This window comes from Microterricola gilva (genome assembly GCF_004217495.1).
Taxonomy (GTDB): Bacteria; Actinomycetota; Actinomycetes; order Actinomycetales; family Microbacteriaceae; genus Microterricola; species Microterricola gilva.
The window spans coordinates 2,349,328-2,368,242 of record NZ_SHLC01000001.1; the positions used below are offsets into that span (position 1 = coordinate 2,349,328).

Annotated in this window: 19 protein-coding genes; 7 read left to right on the top strand and 12 right to left on the bottom strand. The window is 68.2% G+C overall.

What is annotated here, in order from left to right; all coding sequences use genetic code 11:
* Nucleotides 1-37 precede the first annotated feature (37 nt).
* Nucleotides 38-1,441, top strand: a complete 1,404-nt coding sequence (locus tag EV379_RS10975; RefSeq protein WP_130506165.1) for a class II fumarate hydratase — start codon at nucleotides 38-40, stop codon at nucleotides 1,439-1,441.
* A 177-nt stretch (nucleotides 1,442-1,618) separates the two neighbouring features.
* Here the strand turns inward: EV379_RS10975 and EV379_RS10980 are convergent, their stop codons facing one another.
* The 3 genes from EV379_RS10980 to EV379_RS10990 form a co-directional block, all read right to left on the bottom strand.
* On the bottom strand, nucleotides 1,619-2,899 hold the full coding sequence (locus EV379_RS10980; protein WP_242616477.1) for an RNA 5'-3' helicase PhoH2: 1,281 nt from the start codon (nucleotides 2,897-2,899) through the stop codon (nucleotides 1,619-1,621).
* Nucleotides 2,900-3,229: 330 nt separating this feature from the next.
* Nucleotides 3,230-4,357: an aminotransferase class V-fold PLP-dependent enzyme gene (locus tag EV379_RS10985; protein WP_130506167.1), complete on the bottom strand. Its 1,128-nt coding sequence runs from the start codon at nucleotides 4,355-4,357 to the stop codon at nucleotides 3,230-3,232.
* A gap of 45 nt (nucleotides 4,358-4,402) precedes the next feature.
* Nucleotides 4,403-5,188 (bottom strand): isoprenyl transferase, encoded by a 786-nt coding sequence (locus EV379_RS10990; RefSeq protein WP_130506168.1) that lies wholly within the window; start codon nucleotides 5,186-5,188, stop codon nucleotides 4,403-4,405.
* Nucleotides 5,189-5,259: 71 nt separating this feature from the next.
* Here EV379_RS10990 and trhA point away from each other — a divergent pair, with 71 nt between their 5' ends.
* Nucleotides 5,260-5,940, top strand: a complete 681-nt coding sequence (gene trhA / locus EV379_RS10995; RefSeq protein WP_130506169.1) for a PAQR family membrane homeostasis protein TrhA — start codon at nucleotides 5,260-5,262, stop codon at nucleotides 5,938-5,940.
* 18 nt (nucleotides 5,941-5,958) lie between these two features.
* Here the strand turns inward: trhA and EV379_RS17225 are convergent, their stop codons facing one another.
* On the bottom strand, nucleotides 5,959-6,291 hold the full coding sequence (locus EV379_RS17225; protein ID WP_165397348.1) for a hypothetical protein: 333 nt from the start codon (nucleotides 6,289-6,291) through the stop codon (nucleotides 5,959-5,961).
* A 135-nt stretch (nucleotides 6,292-6,426) separates the two neighbouring features.
* Between EV379_RS17225 and EV379_RS11000 the strand changes: the two genes are divergently transcribed.
* Complete coding sequence (locus EV379_RS11000) at nucleotides 6,427-6,840, top strand: DUF4307 domain-containing protein (protein ID WP_130506170.1); 414 nt, start codon at nucleotides 6,427-6,429, stop codon at nucleotides 6,838-6,840.
* 106 nt (nucleotides 6,841-6,946) lie between these two features.
* The gene (gene greA, locus EV379_RS11005; RefSeq protein WP_130506171.1) at nucleotides 6,947-7,438 is read left to right on the top strand and encodes a transcription elongation factor GreA; all 492 of its coding nucleotides are present in this window, start codon (nucleotides 6,947-6,949) and stop codon (nucleotides 7,436-7,438) included.
* Nucleotides 7,439-7,550: 112 nt separating this feature from the next.
* On the opposite strand, the gene ilvA is transcribed toward greA, so the two are convergent.
* The 6 genes from ilvA to EV379_RS11035 form a co-directional block, all read right to left on the bottom strand.
* A complete protein-coding gene (gene ilvA, locus EV379_RS11010; protein ID WP_130506172.1) occupies nucleotides 7,551-8,810 on the bottom strand; it encodes a threonine ammonia-lyase in 1,260 nt (419 codons plus the stop codon).
* A 127-nt stretch (nucleotides 8,811-8,937) separates the two neighbouring features.
* On the bottom strand, nucleotides 8,938-10,221 hold the full coding sequence (locus EV379_RS11015) for an AI-2E family transporter (RefSeq protein ID WP_242616336.1): 1,284 nt from the start codon (nucleotides 10,219-10,221) through the stop codon (nucleotides 8,938-8,940).
* A 9-nt stretch (nucleotides 10,222-10,230) separates the two neighbouring features.
* Nucleotides 10,231-11,292, bottom strand: coding sequence for an ABC transporter ATP-binding protein (locus EV379_RS11020; RefSeq protein WP_130506173.1), 1,062 nt, complete (start codon nucleotides 11,290-11,292; stop codon nucleotides 10,231-10,233).
* The gene (locus EV379_RS11025; RefSeq protein WP_479724753.1) at nucleotides 11,289-12,116 is read right to left on the bottom strand and encodes an ABC transporter permease; all 828 of its coding nucleotides are present in this window, start codon (nucleotides 12,114-12,116) and stop codon (nucleotides 11,289-11,291) included. The genes EV379_RS11020 and EV379_RS11025 overlap by 4 nt, the downstream gene beginning before the upstream one ends.
* Before the next feature lie 2 nt (nucleotides 12,117-12,118).
* Nucleotides 12,119-13,063 carry an ABC transporter permease gene (locus EV379_RS11030; protein ID WP_130506174.1) on the bottom strand — a complete coding sequence of 315 codons (945 nt, stop codon included), beginning with the start codon at nucleotides 13,061-13,063 and terminating at the stop codon, nucleotides 12,119-12,121.
* A gap of 14 nt (nucleotides 13,064-13,077) precedes the next feature.
* Complete coding sequence (locus EV379_RS11035) at nucleotides 13,078-14,148, bottom strand: ABC transporter substrate-binding protein (RefSeq protein ID WP_130507431.1); 1,071 nt, start codon at nucleotides 14,146-14,148, stop codon at nucleotides 13,078-13,080.
* 258 nt (nucleotides 14,149-14,406) lie between these two features.
* Here EV379_RS11035 and EV379_RS11040 point away from each other — a divergent pair, with 258 nt between their 5' ends.
* Complete coding sequence (locus EV379_RS11040; protein ID WP_130506175.1) at nucleotides 14,407-15,603, top strand: winged helix-turn-helix domain-containing protein; 1,197 nt, start codon at nucleotides 14,407-14,409, stop codon at nucleotides 15,601-15,603.
* Nucleotides 15,604-15,741: 138 nt separating this feature from the next.
* Here the strand turns inward: EV379_RS11040 and EV379_RS11045 are convergent, their stop codons facing one another.
* Together EV379_RS11045 and EV379_RS11050 are read right to left on the bottom strand one after the other, a co-directional pair.
* Nucleotides 15,742-16,617 carry a M48 family metalloprotease gene (locus EV379_RS11045; protein ID WP_130506176.1) on the bottom strand — a complete coding sequence of 292 codons (876 nt, stop codon included), beginning with the start codon at nucleotides 16,615-16,617 and terminating at the stop codon, nucleotides 15,742-15,744.
* A gap of 40 nt (nucleotides 16,618-16,657) precedes the next feature.
* Nucleotides 16,658-17,224 carry a LemA family protein gene (locus EV379_RS11050; protein WP_130506177.1) on the bottom strand — a complete coding sequence of 189 codons (567 nt, stop codon included), beginning with the start codon at nucleotides 17,222-17,224 and terminating at the stop codon, nucleotides 16,658-16,660.
* A gap of 213 nt (nucleotides 17,225-17,437) precedes the next feature.
* On the opposite strand from EV379_RS11050, the gene EV379_RS11055 reads away from it, so the two are divergent.
* Together EV379_RS11055 and EV379_RS11060 are read left to right on the top strand one after the other, a co-directional pair.
* Nucleotides 17,438-18,184 carry an ABC transporter ATP-binding protein gene (locus tag EV379_RS11055; RefSeq protein WP_423203263.1) on the top strand — a complete coding sequence of 249 codons (747 nt, stop codon included), beginning with the start codon at nucleotides 17,438-17,440 and terminating at the stop codon, nucleotides 18,182-18,184.
* Nucleotides 18,181-18,915 (top strand): ABC transporter permease, encoded by a 735-nt coding sequence (locus EV379_RS11060; protein WP_130506179.1) that lies wholly within the window; start codon nucleotides 18,181-18,183, stop codon nucleotides 18,913-18,915. Before EV379_RS11055 ends, EV379_RS11060 begins: the two co-directional genes overlap by 4 nt.

Below are 18,915 nucleotides of genomic sequence, written 5' to 3' on the forward strand. Positions count from 1 at the left end.
AACCACCGCCTCACACCACCACACCGAAAGGGCAACCGTGAGCAACTCAGCTGACGCGGAATTCCGCATCGAACACGACACCATGGGCGAGGTGCGCGTTCCCGCGAACGCGCTCTACAGCGCACAGACGCAGCGTGCCGTTGAGAACTTCCCGATCTCGGGGTCGACATTGGAGTCGGCTCAGATCGTCGCACTGGCGCGCATCAAGAAGTCGGCGGCACTCGCCAACGCACAGCTCGGCCGCCTCGACCAGGGCATCGCCGACGCCATCGCCTCGGCCGCGGACGAGATCATCGCCGGTGGGCACCACGAGCAGTTCCCGATCGACGTCTACCAGACCGGCTCCGGCACCTCCTCGAACATGAACATGAACGAGGTGCTGGCGAGCCTGGCCACCGCGCGCCTCGGCAGCCCGGTCCACCCGAACGACCACGTCAACGCCTCGCAGTCCTCCAACGACGTGTTCCCCACCTCGGTGCACATCGCCGTCACCGGCGCGCTCATCGACGAGCTCATCCCGGCGCTCGACCACCTCGCCGTCTCCCTCGAGGCGAAGGCCGAGCTGTGGGCGACCGCCGTCAAGGCCGGCCGCACCCACCTGATGGACGCCACCCCCGTCACCCTCGGCCAGGAGTTCGGCGGCTACGCCCGCCAGATGCGCCTCGGCATCGAGCGCGTGCGGTCCGCGCTCCCCCGCGTCGCCGAGGTTCCGCTCGGCGGCACCGCCGTCGGCACCGGCATCAACACCCCGCTGGGCTTCCCGCAGCTCGTGCTCGAGCTGCTCACCGCCGAGACCGAGCTGCCGATCACCGAGGCGAAGGACCACTTCGAGGCCCAGGCCAACCGCGACGGCCTCGTCGACGCATCCGGTGCCCTCCGCACCATCGCCGTCAGCCTCACCAAGATCTGCAACGACATCCGGTGGATGGGTTCCGGCCCGAACACCGGCTTCGGCGAGCTGAACATCCCCGACCTGCAGCCCGGCTCCTCGATCATGCCCGGCAAGGTCAACCCCGTCATCCCAGAGGCCGTGCTCATGGTCTGCTCGCGCGTCATCGGCAACGACGCGGCGATCGCCTGGGGCGGCGCGTCCGGCTCCTTCGAGCTCAACGTGCAGATCCCCGTGATGGGCACCGCGCTGCTCGAGTCGATCCGCCTGCTCGGCAACGCCGCCCGCGTGCTCGCCGACAAGACCGTCGACGGCCTCGAGGCCAACCTCGAGCGCGCTGCGGCCCTCGCCGGCATGTCCCCGTCGATCGTCACGCCGCTGAACAAGATCATCGGCTACGAGGAGGCGGCGAAGATCGCCAAGCACTCCGTGAAGCAGGGCGTCACCGTGCGCGAGGCCGTGATCGAGCTCGGCTACGTCGAGCGCGGTGCCATCACGCTCGAGCAGCTGGACAGCTCGCTCGACCTGCTGAGCATGACGACCCCCGGCTAAGCCGAGGCAGAACGCAGCATCCGGCGCGCCGTCCACGATCTCGTGGGCGGCGCGCTCGCGTTGCGGCGGGTGCCAGCGAGTGACAGCGCTGGACGTTGCGCTCGGCAACAGACGGCGAGGCCTGTCGTTCAGATGGTCCGAACGACAGGCCTCGCACGTCGATGACGCTGTTGTTCACTATGCCAGCTCGTTGCCCTCCAGCATCTCGGTGACGAGGGCGGCGATCGCCGAGCGCTCGGATCGTGTCAGCGTCATGTGGGCGAACAGCGGGTGCCCCTTGAGCGTCTCGATCACGCTGGCGACGCCGTCGTGGCGGCCGACCCGCAGGTTGTCACGCTGGGCGACGTCGTGGGTGAGCACGACCCGCGAGTTCTGCCCGATACGGCTGAGCACGGTCAGCAGCACATTGCGCTCCAGCGACTGCGCCTCGTCGACGATCACGAAGGCGTCGTGCAGGCTGCGGCCGCGGATGTGCGTGAGCGGCAGCACCTCGAGGATGCCGCGGTCCAGCACCTCCTCGAGCACGTTGTCGGAGACGAGCGCGCCGAGGGTGTCGAACACCGCCTGTCCCCACGGGTTCATCTTCTCGGCCGCGTCACCAGGCAGGTAACCGAGCTCCTGGCCACCGACGGCGTAGAGCGGGCGGAACACCATGATCTTCTTGTGTTGCTGCCGCTCCAGCACGGCTTCGAGGCCGGCGCAGAGAGCGAGCGCGGACTTCCCCGTCCCGGCTCGCCCTCCCAAAGACAGGATCCCGATCTCCGGGTCGAGCAGCAGGTCGATCGCCAGCCGTTGCTCCGCCGAACGGCCGTGCAGACCGAACACGTCCCGGTCACCGCGGACGAGCTTGAACTCGCCGCGCGCTGTGACGCGGCCGAGCGCGCTGCCGCGTTCGGAGTGCACGACGAGCCCGGTGTTCACTGGCATGTCGCCGACCAGTCGCGTCGACATCCGCTCGTTGTCGTAGAGCGCGGCCATCTGCTCGCCGCTCAGCGTGATCTCGTCCATCCCGGTCCAGCCGGAGTCGACGGCGAGTTCGTGCTTGTACTCCTCGGCCGCGAGCCCGATGGAGGCCGCCTTCACGCGCAATGGCAGGTCTTTCGAGACCACGGTCACGGCGAGTCCCTCTGCGGCGAGGTTCATCGCCACGGCGAGGATGCGCGAATCGTTGTCATTCAGCTGGAGCCCGCTGGGCAACACCCCCATGCTCGAGTGGTTGAGCTCGACCCGCAGCGTTCCGCCGTCGCCGACGGGAATGGGGAAGTCGAGCCGCTCGTGCTTGATGCGCAGCTCATCGAGGTTGCGGAGCGCTTGCCTGGCGAAGAAGCCGATCTCGGGGTCATTCCGTTTGGCCTCAAGCTCGGCGACCACGATCACCGGCAGGACGACGGCGTGCTCGGCAAAGCGGAACATGGACGAGGGGTCAGACAACAAAACCGAGGTATCCAAAACATAGATACGCTCGGCTTGTTCGCGCTGATCTGAGTGGCCTTCGCCCGCTCTGGCCGCTGCTCCCGGCCCCTGTTGTTCTGTTGAATTCTGACGAACTGAAGTCACAACCACTCCCGCCCCGGCATTCCTGCCCAGTTTGCTGCGAGTCGGCCATGTGGTCCCGAGTCGAACTTATGTGGCCGTCTCGATCAAGCGCGATGCCTGATGAGAGTGACGCTACGACCGTTGCGCCGAAAGAGCGAACGACACGCCGATCTACCAAAGTGAAATCTTGGGTTGCCGGGCGGATGCCGCGGCAGCCGGGCCGGCGACCGCGGCGCTCGGGTGCGAAACTCCCTAGAACGCCGCCGCGCTTGCGTAGGAGGTGAACGCTCCGCGCACCATGTCGACCGTTGACTCGTCGAGCACGGCGTGCACGCACAGGCGCACGCCCCCCTCGCGCGAGGTCGCCGTGATGCCGTGGTTGAACAGCGACGCGGTGAGCACGGTGAGGTGCTCGGCAGGCGGCTGCAACACGATGATGCCCGCCCGCTCACGTTCGTGCCGCGAGGAGGCGACCGGGATCGCGAACTCGTCGGCGAGGTCGATCATGCGGCTCACGTTTGTGGCCATCGCGGACTGGATCTCGGCGACGCCGACGTCGATGATCTCCTCGAGGGCGGCGGCCAGGCGGGCCTGCGCGATGCCGTCGGGGTTGGACGTGCGGAACGCCCGAGCACCCGTGCTGGGCGGCGGCGTCGGGATCTGGTCCCAGACCTCGTCGCCATCGGTGCCGGTGTAGCCGGAGAACACGGGCGTGAGGCGCCCGAGCGCGCGTTCGCTGAGCGCCATGACGCCGCTGCCCCAGCCGGCGCGGCACCACTTCTGGCCGCCGGCGACGACGACATCCGCGAGTTCATACGGCGCATCGACGACGCCGAAACCCTGGATGGCGTCGACGATGAGCAGGCGGTCGCCGATGACCTGGCGGATGCCCTCGAGGTCGGCGAGGTAGCCGGTCCGCGAGTCGACGAGGCTGACCGCCACTGCGGCCGTGTTCGAGCCGAGCTGCGCCTTGATCTGGCCCGGCGTCACGGTGCCGTGGTCGGTCTCGAGCCAGAGCGGGCGCGTCACGTGCAGCGCTTCGTGGGCGCGCGAGGCCGCGATGGGCAGGCTGGGGAACTCGCCGGGAGAGAGCAGCACATCGCCGGTGAGGCCGAACATGGCGTGCAGCAGGCCGGTCGTCGTGTTCGGGACCGCCACGACCTGCTCGGCGGGCTGGCCGAGCAGCGTTCCGGCCGCCTCACGCAGGCGCTGGTCCTGGTCCTGGATGGCCTGCAGGCTGCCGAAGCGAGCCCGGCTCAGGATCTCGGTGAAGCCGAGCGTTTCTGCGGATGCCGCGGCCGACAGCGGCCCGACCCGCCCGTAGTCGAGGTAGCCGGGCTCCTCGGTGAAGCCGGAAACGTACTGCTGCCAGGTTGTCATGGGTTCCTCTCGGATCTGCGCGGGGGCGCGGGATCGAGTGCTGGTTCAGCCGCCGAAGCGGCGATTGCGCGTGGCGTAGTCGCGGAGGGCGCGCAGGAAGTCGACCTTGCGCAGGTCGGGGCCGAGCGCCTCAACGAAGTAGAACTCGCTGTGGGCGCTCTGCCACAACATGAAGTCACTCAGGCGCTGCTCACCCGAGGTGCGGATGACGAGGTCGGGGTCCGGCTGGCCGCCGGTGTAGAGGTGCTCACCGATGAGGTCGGGCGTGAGTCGTTCCGCGAGGTCCTCGAGGCTGCCGCCGCCGGCGTGGTGATCGGCGACGATGCTCCGCATGGCGTCGGTGATCTCCTTGCGGCCACCGTAGCCGACGGCGAGGTTCACGTGCAGACCCGTCTTGCCCGCGGTGCGGGCCTGCGCGGCATCCAGCGCGGAGACCAGCGGCTGCGGCAGGCCGGCCGTGGAACCGACGTGTTGCACACGCCAGTCGCGGTAGCGGGAGAGGTCGTCGGCGAGGTCGGCGATGATCTCGATCAGCGCCGAGAGCTCCTCCCCCGAACGGTTCGTGAGATTGTCGCTGGAGAGCAGGTAGAGGGTGACCGTGGAGATGCCGAGATCGTCGCACCATTCCACGAACTCGCGCATCTTGGCTGCACCGGCGCGGTGGCCGTGCGCTGCGGTGTCGTAGCCGAGCTGCTTCGCCCAGCGGCGGTTGCCGTCGATGATCATGGCGACGTGGCGCGGAAGGGTCTCCGCAGTCAGTCCCCGGCGCAGCCGGTTTTGGTAGAGGCGGTAGAGAATGCCCCTGCCCAGTGATTCATCGCGGTCGTGCACAGATTCACGTTAGTGCACTTGCCTGCGCTCGCCCACATTTCAGATGGGGATGCGTGTCGTATCCTGAGCGCATGACACTGCACGATCCATCCGTGGACAGTCCCGTCGATGTGAAGCCGACGTGGCGTGGCTGGCTTCACGCCGGCACGTTCCCGCTGACGATCGTGGCCGGAATCGTGCTGATCGTCGCGGCGCAGGGGCCGGCAGCCAAGTGGTCGAGCGCGGTCTTCATGCTCACCTCGATGCTGCTCTTCGGCACCTCGGCGCTGTACCACCGCTTCGACTGGAAGCCGCGAACGAAGCTGCTGCTGAAGCGCATCGACCACGCCAACATCTTCCTGCTGATCGCGGGCACCTACACGCCGATGGCCGTGCTCGCGCTGCCGCCGGAGAAGGGCTTCCTGCTGCTGGCGATCGTCTGGGGCGTCACGCTGCTCGGTATCGCCTTCCGTGTGTTCTGGATCACGGCGCCACGCTGGCTGTACGTCTTCTTCTACCTGGCCCTCGGCTGGGCCGCGGTGATGTACATCCCCGATCTGCTCGCCGTGAGCGTGGCCATGATGGTGCTGGTCATCGTCGGCGGACTGCTCTACAGCGGCGGCGCCGTTGTATACGCGCTGAAGAAGCCCAACCCGATCCCCGGCGTCTTCGGCTTCCACGAGATCTTCCACGCGTGCACGGTGCTGGCGTTCTTCTGCCACTGGACGGCGATGCTGATCATCGCAATCAACCCCGCCTACCACGCCGGCTGACTCCGACTGCGGAGGCGGCTAGGGCTTGGTGTCGGGGCCGGATGCCGGGGCGTCCGGCTCCGCGGGGCGTGCCGACGCAGCGCCGGGCGTCGCGGGCGCGTCCGGCGCGGCAGGCTGCTCGCCCGCGTTGCGCGCGGCCAGCTCGGCCTCGAGCCGCTCGCTGATCTCGGCCTTGTAGTTGGTGCGACGGATACGGCGCACCATGTCGAACCCGAGGAAGACGACCGCGACGGCGACGAGCGCCGTCGCCACGAAACCCCAGATGCCGGGCGTGACCGTGTCGGGGTCGAACTCTTTGTCGGTGCTCGCCTGGGCGAAGCGCGTCACGAGCTCGAGAATGGTCGTGTGCACGTGCGGAACTCCTCAGGATTGCCGGATAGCCTTGTCCTACAAGCTTAAGCCACTCAGCTTCGACCACCGTGCCGCCCTGCGCTCGCGCTGGCGGCGAAGCGGTACCCCATCACGCCGAGCAGGAGCCCCCGCACCATGAGCACCGATCCCGCCCAGCCGACCGATCTCGATCAGCGCTACGGCCGAACGCGCACGCGCGGACGGAACGAGCGGCTGATCCTGATCATCTCGGCGGCGGTCTTCGCGGTGGTCCTGGTGGCGTGGGTAGTCTGGGCCGGGCTGGACGGCAGCAAGCCGATGGTCGAGGCCCGGGATGTCGCGCACACCATCCTCGACGACCAGACCGTCCGGGTGGACTACGAGGTCTCGATGCCCGCCGGTGAGCAGGCCAGCTGCGCCGTGCAGGCGCTGAATGAGGACTTCACCGTCGTCGGTTGGAAGATCGTCGACATCCCGGCATCCGATCGCTACACCCGGGCCTTCACGGAGACCCTGCGCACCTCGCTGCCCGCCAACACAGGCTTGATTTTCCGCTGCTGGCTCACCTAATATGGGGGTTTCGCCCCGGCTGACAGTCGGGGCGTCGGCTTTATCACGAGCAGTATCCACGGCGATGATGTGACCCAGTCCGCATCGCGCAATCCAAGGAGAAGCGATGGCACAGGACACGAGCGTCACCTGGCTGACACAAGAGGCATTCGACCGGCTCAGCGCCGAGCTCGAGGCTCTCTCGACCACCGGCCGTGTGGAGATCGCCTCCAAGATTGAGTCAGCTCGCGAAGAGGGCGACCTCAAGGAGAACAGCGGATACCACGCCGCCAAGGACGAGCAGGGCAAGCAGGAGGCCCGCATCCGTCAGCTCAAGGATCTGCTCAAGCGCGCCGAGGTCGGCCACGCCCCGGAGAGCCAGGGCGTCGTCGAGACCGGAACCGTCATCACCGCTGTGATCGCCGGCGACGAGACCGTCTTCCTGATCGGCGACCGCGAGATCGCCGGCGACAGCGAGCTCGACGTGTACAGCCCGCAGAGCCCGCTCGGCGAGGCGATCCTCGGCATGAAGATCGGCGAGAGCGGCAGCTACACGGCCCCGAACGGCAAGCAGATCAGCGTGTCCATCAGCAACGTCGAGACGTGGGCAGGCCAGTAGGCTCCACGCACAGCATACGGGCGGCATCCTTGCGGATGCCGCCCGTTCTGTTTCTGCATGCCGTTCGCGGCATGTTCCGGATGCCGCAGCAAGCGGCGGCCGCGGCCGGCGCCTAGTTGCGGCGCTTGTCGAGCTTGGGCTCGTAGCCTTGGGCACGCAGCGCCGCGATGACCTCTTCGACGTGGGTGGGCCCGCGGGTCTCCACGGTGATGTCGAGCTCGACCTCGGTGATCTGCAGATCGGGGCCGTGCTGGGTGTGCAGCACCTCGATCACATTCGCCTTCACGTCCGCGAGGATGGCGGCGACACGGGCGAGCTCGCCCGGCCGGTCCATCAGCATCACGCGCATGGTGAGGTAGCGGTCGGATGCCGCGAGGCCGTGGCTGATCACGCGCTGCATGAGCAGCGGGTCGATGTTGCCACCGGAGAGGATCGCGACCGTCGTGCCCGTGCCCTGGACCTTGCCGGCGAGGATCGCCGCGACCGAGACGGCACCGGCCGGCTCGACAACGAGCTTCGCGCGTTCCATCAGCACGAGGAGTGCGCGGGCGGCGTCGTCCTCGCTCACCGTGACGATCTCGTCGACGGCATCCCGGATCATGGCGTAGTTGAGCTCGCCCGGCCGGTACACGGCGATGCCGTCGGCGATCGTGGGCTTCACCGGAATGTTGATCGGGGCCCCGGCATCGAGTGAGGCGATGTAGGAGGCGGCGTTCTCGGCCTGGACGCCGATGACCCGCACCGACCGTCCACCGGCCGCCGCGTGCTGCTTGAAGGCGCTGGCCACACCGGAGATGAGCCCGCCGCCGCCGATCGGCACGATGACGGTGTCGATATCCGGAACCTGTTCGAGCAGCTCGAGGGCGATCGTGCCCTGCCCGGCGACGACATCGGGGTGGTCGAACGGCGGGATGAAGATCGCCCCGGTCTCCTCCGCGAACGCGGCGGCGGCGGCGAGGGTCTCGCTGATGATCGCCCCGGAGAGCACGACGTCGGCGCCGTAGTCACGCGTGGCCTCGAGCTTGGGCAGCGGAACGTTCGTCGGCATGAAGATCGTTGCCGCGATGCCGAGCTCCCGTGCGCCCAACGCGACACCCTGCGCGTGGTTGCCGGCGGATGCCGCGACGACGCCGTGGCTGCGCTCCTCGGCGCTCAACGCCGACAGGCGGTTGAACGCCCCGCGGATCTTGTACGAGCCCGTGCGCTGCAGGTTCTCGCACTTGAGCAGCACCGGCGAGCCGATGATGTCCGAGAGGAACCGGGAGGTCTCGATCGGCGTAATCTGCGCGACGGCGGCGACCGTCGTTCGCGCCGCCTGCATCTCGGCCAGCTTCGGCCCGATCAGGGTGGGGGTGGATGGCGTGTCAGTCATGGCGTCGATTCTCTAACGTGCGATGCGGAAGTGAGTTGTGCCTGACCTGCGGCGGGCCTGTGGTGGTGGCCCGCTGAGTCGGCGATGACGGATGCCGCTGTGGCGGTTCCCGCGGTGTCGAATGCGATCAGGGGCTGCTCGGGGACGGCGCGACCGCGGCATCCGTCCGGTAGCCGGGTCGTGCCTGGGGGACGGTGCTCCACAGCGGCGAACCCTGCGGCGGCAGCGGCGGCGCCGGTGTGTGCTTCCACACGCCACTGGAGATGTAGTGGACCATGACGTTGAGCACTGCGGCGACGGGAACGGCAAAGAGTGCGCCGGGGATTCCGGCCAACATGGAGCCGGCGGCAACGACGAGCACAACGGCGAGCGGGTGCACCTTGACGGCGGTACCCATGATGAGCGGCTGCAGCACATGACCCTCGATCTGCTGCACCAGTAGGACGACGCCGAGCATGGCGAGCGCGATGGGCCACCCGTTGTAGACGAGCGCGATCGCCACCGCGACCGCTCCGGTTGCCACGGCACCGACGATCGGGATGAAGGAACCGAGAAAGACGAGCACGGCGATCGGGATCGCCAGAGGCACCTGCAACAGGGCCGCGCCGAGGCCGATGCCCACGGCATCGATCGAGGCGACGAGGATCTGTACCTTGACGAAGTTGCCGAGGGTGGCCCATCCGACCTTGCCTGCGCCGTCGACGGCCGCACGTGCACGACGCGGGAAGATGCGCACCACCCAGCCCCAGATGCCCTTGCCATCGATCAGCATGAAGAGCGTTGCAAAGAGGGTGATCAGCATCCCGGCGAGAAAGTGGCCGAGGGAGGAGCCGAAGCTCAGTGCGCCGCTGATGAAGATCTGGCTGTCCTGCTGGATCGCATCAAGCAGCTGCTGCAGGTATCCGTTGATCTGCGTCTCGGTGAGCTGGAGTGGCGAGTTGAGCAGGGCCTCTTTGATCGATTCGAACGATTCGACGGCGCGCTCGCTGAGCGCACTCGAGTTGCGGGCGATCTGCGTGATGACGAGCACCAGGAGCCCAGAGACGACGGCCAACATGCCGAGCATCGCCACGGCGATGGAGAGGCCACGCGGCCACTTGTGCTTCACCAGGAATGAGACGAGCGGGACCAGCAGCGCGGAGAGCAACACCGCGACGAGCACGGGGATCACGATCAGCCGCAGCTGGACGACGAGGAAGATGGCAACCGCGATGAGCGCGCCGATCAGAAGCAGGCGCCACGACCAGGCCGCCCCGAGACGAATCCCGTGCGGCAGCGACTCCGCGAGCTCTTGCTCGCTCTGCGTCAGCCGCACATCACTCCCCAACGTGCTCCTCGGCGTCGTTGCCCGTTCCGCGGCACGCCACGGAAACCAACGTCCACCCTTGCGCTTACCCGTTGATTCGGTCACCCGCCCAGTCTATGGCCGCGTATATGCCGTCGCGGTAGTAGAGGCACTCGCGACCGGCTGCCCTGACCACTCCAGGAACAGCCGCTCCCCCGGCTGCGGGCTCTGTCCCACCGGATGCTGCACACTCAGCACGGCACCGTCCGCGAGGCGCACGCTGGTGCGTCGGATTGAACCCAGGAAGCTGGAGGCCACCACCTCGGCCGGGATCCCCTCCACAGCGAAGCGGATGTCCTCTGGGCGCAGCAAGACCTCGATGGCGCCGTCGTGCTCGCCGGGGTCGAGGAGCGGCAGCGACCGCCCGTAGACCTCGACGAAGCCGTGGCCGGCGATACCAGGCACCCGGTTGCTCTGGCCGACGAAGCCGGCGACGAACGCGGTGCTCGGCCTCGTGTAGAGCTGCTCCGGTGTGCCGATCTGCTCGATGTCGCCCGCGTTCATCACGGCGATACGGTCGGAGATGGCGAGCGCCTCTTCCTGGTCGTGCGTGACGAACACCGTGGTGATGCCGAGGCGCAGCTGGATCCGACGGATCTCCTCGCGCAACTGCTCGCGCACCTTCGCATCCAGCGCCGAGAGCGGTTCGTCCAGCAACAGCACCCGCGGCTCGGTCACGAGAGCTCTCGCCAGGGCGACGCGCTGCTGCTGCCCGCCCGAGAGCTGGTGCGGGTAACGGTCGGCCAGTGCTCCGAGTCCCACGAGATCGAGCATCTCCCGCGCGCGGCTCTCGGACTCACGGCCCGGCACCCTCCGCATCGAGAGCCCGAACATCACGTTGTTCACCGCGCTCAGGTGGGGGAACAACGAGTACGACTGGAACACCATGCCGATGTCGCGCTTGTTCGTCGGCACGCGCGAGACGTCGCTGCCGTTGATCAGGACGGCGCCTCCGCTGGCATCCTCGAGCCCGGCCAGCACCCGCAGCGCCGTCGTCTTGCCGCAACCGGATGGGCCGAGCAGCGAGACGAACTCGCCCGCGCCGATGTCGAGGTTCAGGCCGTGCAGCACCCGCTGTGCCCCGTAGTCCTTCACGACCTCCGCGAATTCGACGGTGCTGCTCTGTCGGAGTGTCATTGATGTCCTCTTCTTGAACGGATGCCGCGCCGAGCGACCGCGCCGCGATCGATCACGAGCAGGAGCACGAATGCGAAGGCCAGGGCGAGCAGGGAGAGGATCACCGCCACGTACGGGTCTTGCTTGTTCACGACGACGAGCGCCGTCTGCAGGTTCTGCCGGTTCAGCAGCGAAGCGATCGTGAACTCGCCGAGCACGACGGCCACCGAGAGCAGGCAGGCCGCGAGGATGCCGGTGCGGAGGTTGGGGCCGAGCACGCGCAGCAGCACGGTGCCCCAGCCGGCACCGAGCGACCGGGCGGCCTCGGCGAGCGTGCCGACGTCGACGGCGTCGATGCTGGCCTGGATCGCCCGGTAGGCGTAGGGCAGCACGGTGACCCCGTATGCCAGAGAGAGCGGCCAGATGCCGGTGCCGATGGTGCGGCCGATGACGAGATACACCGGCGCCAGGCCGACCACGAGAACGATCGCCGGGATCGACAGCGGCAGCAGGCAGAGGAATTCGAATGGCCGGCGGAGCTTCGGAAAGCGCAGGGCAATGAGCACCATGGTCGGCGTCAACAGCAGCAGCACGATCGCGACCGTGCCGACGCTGAGCACGAGCGAATTGCCGAGGCCGACCCAGATAGGCGCGTAGCTCCTCGCGTTCTGCGGGTCGAACAGCGCGAGCCAGTGTTCCACGCTGTGTCCACCGTCAGCGGCGCGCAGCGTGAATTCGAGCATGGAGATGATCGGGATCGCGAAGATGAGGCCGATCACTGCGAGGATGACGCGGCCGCCGAGCGGGCTGGGCGCGAGCGTCGCGGCGCGCTGGCGCACGGGCAGGCTCACTTCTGCCACCTGGCTGCTGTGCCCTGCACGACGGCGTAGCCCCACATCACGAGCGCCATCACCACGATCATGCCGAGGGCGAGCGCCCCGGCCAGATTCTCGCGGCCGAGCAGCGTCTCGCTCGTGAGCGCGGTGCGGATCTGCAACGGCACGATCTGGGAGCCCTGGCTTGCCAGTGCGGCCGCCGTGGCATAGGACGAGAAGCCGTTGGCGAAGAGCAGCAGGAAGCTGGCCAGGAACGAGGGGGCGAGCACGGGCATCGCCACCCGGCGCCAGAATGCACCGCGCGTGCCGCCGAGGGTCAGGGTGGCCTCCAGCCAGTGCGCCTTGAGCGCGGTGAGGGCGGGCAGGAAGGTGATGACCATCAGCGGCACCTGAAAGTAGATGTATGGCAGCACGAGCCCCGGCAGCCCATAGATCCATGCGCCATCCGCGAAGATGTCGATGCCCCAGACGTCGCGCAGCCAGACGGTGACGACGCCTTGCAGGCCGATCGTCGCGATGAAGGCGAAGGCGAGCATCACGCCGCCGAACTGGGCGAGCACCCCGCTGATGGCCGCGACCGTCGCACGCACGGCACCCTCGGCTCGGAACGCGAGCAACGCGTAGCAGAGCACGGCGCCGACGATCGCCCCGATGACCGCGGTGAGCAGCGAGAGTCCGATCGAGTTGACGAAGGTGGCGACGATGACCGGGTCGGCCAGCGCCGCGACGTTGTCGAGGGTGAAGCCGCCGTCAGCCCCGACGAAACCACTGCCGACGGCGAGCAGCGTCGGGACCGCGAGGAACACCAGCACGTAGGCGGCGAACGGCGTCAGGCCCAGGACGTCGAGCCGGAGCCGGCGCGGCGCGCGAGCGCCGGGCTCCGACGGAGGCGCGGCGCGCCGCCGGGCCGGACCGCTGTGGTCCGCCCCGGCGGGCGCCGTTGTGAGTAGTGCCATGGGGTGCCAGCGCGTCAGTTGACGGCTGCCGCCCACTTCTCGCCGAGCAGCTCGCCTGCGGCCGTGCTCTGCTCCTCGCTCGGAACGACGGTGTCTTCCGGGGCGTCGGGCAGAGCAGCGAAGAGCTTCTCGTCGATCGTTCCGGCCTCGGCCATCGCCTCGGCGCGCACCGGGCGCGCTCCGCCGGCGAGCCAGAGGTTCTGACCCTCGTCGCTGTAGAGGAACTCCTGCCACAGACGGGCGGCGGCCGGGTTCGGCGCGTCCTTGTTGATCGCCTGGTTGTAGTAGCCGGCGTATCCGGTTCCGGGAAGGATCGTCACCTTCCAGTTCTTGTTGTCGGCCTGGTGCGCGGCGTTGAGGTAGTCCCAGTCGAAGACGACGGGCGTCTCACCGGATGCCACGGTCGCGGTGGTCACGTCGAGCTTCAGCATGTTGCCCGCGGCGTTGAGTTCGCCGAAGAAGTCGATGCCGGGCTGGAAGTCATCGAGCGTTCCGTCGTTCTGCACGGTGGCGAGTCCGACCGCCGCGAAGGCCGCACCGGCCTGCGTCGGGTCACCGTTGATGGCGACCGCGCCCTTGTAGTCGGCGCCGAGCAGGTCCTCGATGGCGGCGGGGGCCTCGTACTTCGAGGAGTCGTAGCCGATTGACATGTATCCGCCGTAGTCACCGACGAACAGGCCGGACGCCTCCTTGAGCGCGTCGGGGATGTCGTCCCAGGTGGCGACCTGGTAGGGCGCGAACTGCTCGGTGTTCTGCAGGGCGACGGTGAGGCCGAGGTCGAAGACGTCGGGGGCCGTGTCGAGTCCGGCGTTGGTCTTGGCCGCCTGGATCTCCTCGGCGCTCGAGACGTCCGGCGACTGCTCGGTGATCGTGATCTCGGGGTACTTGGCGCTGAAGGCGTCGAGCACCGCACCGTAGTTGGCCCAGTCCCGCGGAAGGGCGATGACGTTGAGGGCGCCCTCCGCCTTCGCCGCGGCCTCGAGCTCCGCGAGCGTGCCGAAGGCGGCAAGGCTGGTCGCCGTGGCGGCGTCCGCTCCGCCTGCGGCCGGTGTGCTGCTCTCGCCCGCACACGCGGTGAGGGCCATGGTCAGTGCGGCAGCGGTTGCGATGCCCGCGACCAGAGTGCGCTTGGTAAACACGTATCCTCCGTTGGGCCGTGTCGGCCGCCCCTGCTGTGCGGGGCGTCTGGAACCTTCACGAGCCTCTGCGACAGTAGGGAACGCGCGTGTCCGCCGACCGCCGCGTTGGTGAATGGGCGGTGAAGCTGCGGTGTGCGATTTGGTTCGGCGCGCGCCTGGAGCCGATCAGCGCGGCTGTCGGTGGACGGCTGTATCGTCGTGTCGATGGTAGATACAGTCTCAGCGGCATCCGCTCGCCGCATCGCTCTGGCCGCCCAGGGCTTCGCCCGCCCGCGCCCGGCCACCGTCGGCACCCGGCAGCTGAACGCCCTGATCGAGCGGGTCGGACTGCTGCAGCTCGACTCGGTGAACGTCTTCGAACGCTCTCACTACCTGCCCGTCTTCGCCAGGCTCGGCCACTACGACAAGGCGTCGCTCGACGCCCTGACCTTCGCCCGCCGCGGCCGCTACGTCGAGTATTGGGCGCACGAGGCGGCGGTGATCCCCGTGGAGACGTGGCCGCTGCTCCGCTGGCGCATGGAGGCGTACCGGCAGAAGCACGCGGGTGACCTCGGCGCCTGGGCGCACGGCAACCGCTCGATGATCGACTGGCTCAAGGCCGAGCTCGCCGAGAAGGGGCCGATGCCGGCGAGCGCGATCGAGCACGACGCCAACAAGCGCTCCGGACCGTGGTGGGGCTGGTCGGACGTGAAGATCGGCCTCGAGGTGCTGTTCCGCTGGGGCGAGCTCGTCTCGGCCGGGCGCACCCGCTTCGAGCGCAGCTACGCGCTGCCTGAGCAGGTGCTTCCGGATGCCGTCATCCACAGCCACGTCTCCAGAGACGACGCGCAGCGCGAGCTCGTGCGGCACGCGGCCGAGGCCCACGGCATCGGCACGGCCGGCGACTTCGCCGACTACTTCCGGATGGGCCGAGCCGATACGCTCGCGGCGGTGCACGCGCTCGCCGAGGAGGGCGTGCTGCTGCCCGTCACCGTGCCCGGCTGGAAGCAGCAGGCCTGGCTGCACCGGGACGCCCAGAAGCCGCGGCGCATCGAGACCGGCGCCCTGCTCTCCCCCTTCGACCCGGTGGTCTGGGACAGGAAGCGGGCGGAGCGGCTGTTCGACTTCCACTATCGCATCGAGATCTACACCCCGGCGCCGAAGCGCGTCTTCGGCTACTACTCGCTGCCGATCCTCATCGACGACAGCGTCGTCGGCCGCATCGACTTGAAGAATGACCGCAAGGCCGGCGTTCTGCGGGTGCAGTCGGCCTGGCACGAGGCCGGTGTCGGGCCGGAGATCGCGGAGCGCGTCGCCCCGCTGGTGCGCTCGGCCGCCGCCTGGCAGGGGCTCGACGACATCACGGTGAACGACTGGGGCACGCTGGCCGCCCCGCTCGCCGCCGAGCTCGCCCGCGCCTAGCCAGCTAGGGCCCCCAGCGGCCACCGCTCTTGCCAGCGGCATCCGCTTATAAGGACTTAGTGCGGTTGCAAGGACGCTCCGGTCGAGAATGTCCTTGCAACCGCACTTTGTCCTTACTGCGCGACGACGGAGTGAGAGCTAGAAGGTGCCGCCCATGGTGCGCAGCCGCTCGACACGGTCGGCGATCGGCGGGTGGGTGCTGAACAGGCGGTCCATGACGCCGGGCTTCAGCGGGTCGGCGATCCAGAGGTGCGCCATCGACGTGTTCTGCCGCTTCATCGGGCGGGAGTAGGCCTCGAGCTTCAGCAGCGCGCTGGCCAGCGCCTCCGGGTGGCGCGTCGTGAGCGCCCCCGTGGCGTCCGCGAGGTACTCACGCTGCCGAGAGACGGCCATCTGCACCATGCCGGCCACGAGCGGTGCAACGAGCATCGCGATGAGCCCGAACACCATCACGAGCGGGTTACCGTTGTTGTTGTTCCGGCCGAAGAACGCCATCCGCATGAACATGTCTGCGATGAAGCCGACGGCGACGACGAGTCCGAAGACGATCATCGACACCCGGATGTCGTAGTTGCGCACGTGGCCGAGCTCGTGCGCCATGACGCCCTCGAGTTCGGCGTCGTCCATGATCTCGAGCAGGCCCGTCGTTGCGGCGACGATGGCGTGCTCAGGATCGCGGCCGGTCGCGAAGGCGTTCGGTGCCGGGTCGCTGATCACGTAGATCTTCGGCATCGGCGTTCCGGTGGTGATCGAGAGGTTCTCGACGACGCGCCAGAGCCGCGGGTGGTCGGTCACCGAGGTGATCTCGACGCCGCCGCTCATGGCGACGGCCTGCCGCCCGGCCATGAAGTACTGGAACACGGCGTAGAGGGTCGCGATGACGAGCGTCGTCACGACCATCGACGGGCTCTGGTAGATGTAGCCGGCCAACCAACCCAACGCGCCGATGATCAGCAGGAAGAAGATGATGATGAAGACGGTGTTGCGCTTGTTGCGGGCTATCGCGCTATACATGGTTCCTGGTCAGTGTGGGCGGGCGTGAGAACGGTTCGGGCTAGAACTGCACGCGGGGCGGCTCTGCGATCGCTGCGGCATCCGCAACCTCGAAGAACTGACGCCCGTTGAAGCCGAGCTTCTTGGCGAAGACGTTGTTCGGGAACACCTGGATCTTGGTGTTCAGCTCGCGCACGCCACCGTTGTAGAAGCGGCGCGCGGCCTGGATCTTGTCTTCGGTGTCGACCAGCTCGCCCTGCAGCTGCAGGTAGTTCTGGCTGGCCTGCAGCTGGGGGTACGCCTCGGCGACGGCGAAGATGCTCTTCAGCGCGCTCTGCATGTGGTTCTCGGCGGCAGATGCGTCGGCAGGGGTCTGCACGGACAGGCTCTCGGCGCGGGCCTTGGTCACGTTCTCGAACACGCTCTTCTCGTGGGCGGCGTAGCCCTTGACCGTCTCGATCAGGTTCGGGATCAGGTCGGCGCGACGCTTCAGTTGCACCGTGATGTCGCTCCAGGCCTCATCGACGCGCACATTCAGGGTGACCAGCGCGTTGTACGTCGCCCAGAGGTAGATGCCGATGATGGCGGCGAGGACGACGACGATAAGAATCGGGATGAGCCATTCCATGGCAGATGCTCCTTGAAGAACGCGTGATTGTGTGGCAGGTACAGCCTGGGTGCTCCTCCATCCTAGGTGGCGGCTTCGCGCATTCATGGCGTTCCCACCAGACTCCAAGCCATCATGGCGGCGACTCACTGCATCGCCCGGTGTCCCCCCTCCGTTTGACCGCGTTTTCGGGACTATCACGGGGGCCGGAAGTAGCGAATAATGCATCTCATGATGAACAGCGCGGCTGTTGCGGTCCGTATCGAGGATCTGCGGGTACGGAGGGGGCGAAGCCCCGTCCTGCACGGCCTGAGCCTCGATGTGCCGCGGGGCCAGGTGGTGGGCCTGCTCGGCCCGAGCGGCTGCGGCAAGACCACGCTGATGCGTGCAATCGTCGGCGTGCAGGTCATCCAGTCCGGCACCGTGACCGTGCTCGGCCTGCCGGGTGGGAGCGCCGCCCTGCGGCATCGCGTCGGCTATGTCACCCAGGCCGCGAGCGTCTACGACGACCTCACGGTGCGTCAGAACATCGACTACTTCCGTCGCGTCCTCGGCGCCCCGGCGACGGATGTCGACCGGGTGCTGGATGCCACATCGCTCGGCGATCAGGCCGGGCAGCTCGTCGGCGAGCTCTCGGGCGGGCAGCGCAGCCGGGTGTCCCTGGCAGCCGCCCTGCTCGGCTCCCCCGAGCTGCTCGTGCTCGACGAGCCGACGGTCGGGCTGGACCCGGTGCTGCGGGTCGAGCTGTGGGAGCTGTTCCACCGGCTCGCGGCATCCGGTGTCAGCCTGCTCGTCTCCAGCCACGTGATGGACGAGGCCACCCGCTGCGACCGGCTGCTGCTGATGCGGGACGGCGAGATCCTCTTCGACGACACCCCGGCGGGGCTCCTCGCCAGCACGGGCGCCGCCGACGCCGAGAGCGCGTTCCTCGAGGTCATCACCCGCAGGGCCGAGGAGCAGAGCGCGGGGGGTGCGGCATGAACCCCGGGCGCACCCTCGCCACGACCGGGCGCGTGCTCACCCAGATCCGGCACGACCACCGCACGGTCGCCCTGCTGCTGCTCGTGCCGACCCTGCTGATCGGCCTCGTCGCCTGGATCTTCTCCGACACTCCCGTGTTCGCCTCGATCGGGCCGGCGATGATCGCGCTGTTCCCGTTCATCGTCATGTTCCTCGTCACGAGCATCGCGACCCTGCGCGAGCGCCGAACCGGCACCCTGGAGCGCCTGCTGGCGATGCCGCTCGGCCGCGGCGACTTCCTCCTCGGCTACACGATCGCCTTCGGGCTTCTCGCGGTCGCGCAGGCCAGCATCGCCGTGGCCTTCGCGGTCTGGGTCTGCGGCCTCGAGATCGACGGCTCCATCGGGCTGCTGCTGCTCGTGGCTGTGATGGATGCCGTGCTCGGCACGACCCTGGGCCTGCTCGCGAGCGCATTCGCCCGCACCGAGTTCCAGGTGGTGCAGTTCATGCCCGTGCTGGTGTTCCCGCAGATCCTCCTCGGCGGCATCTTTCTGCCGCGCGATCAGCTGCCGGAGGTGCTGCAGACGATCGGCGATTGGCTGCCGCTCTCGCACGCGATCGACGCACTGAACGCGGTGGCGAGCGGCTCAGACGACACGGCGGCGATCTGGATCGACATCGGCATCATCGCCGCATACGCCGTCGGCGCCGTCGTGCTCGGTTCGCTGACCCTGCGCCGCCGCACGCCGTAG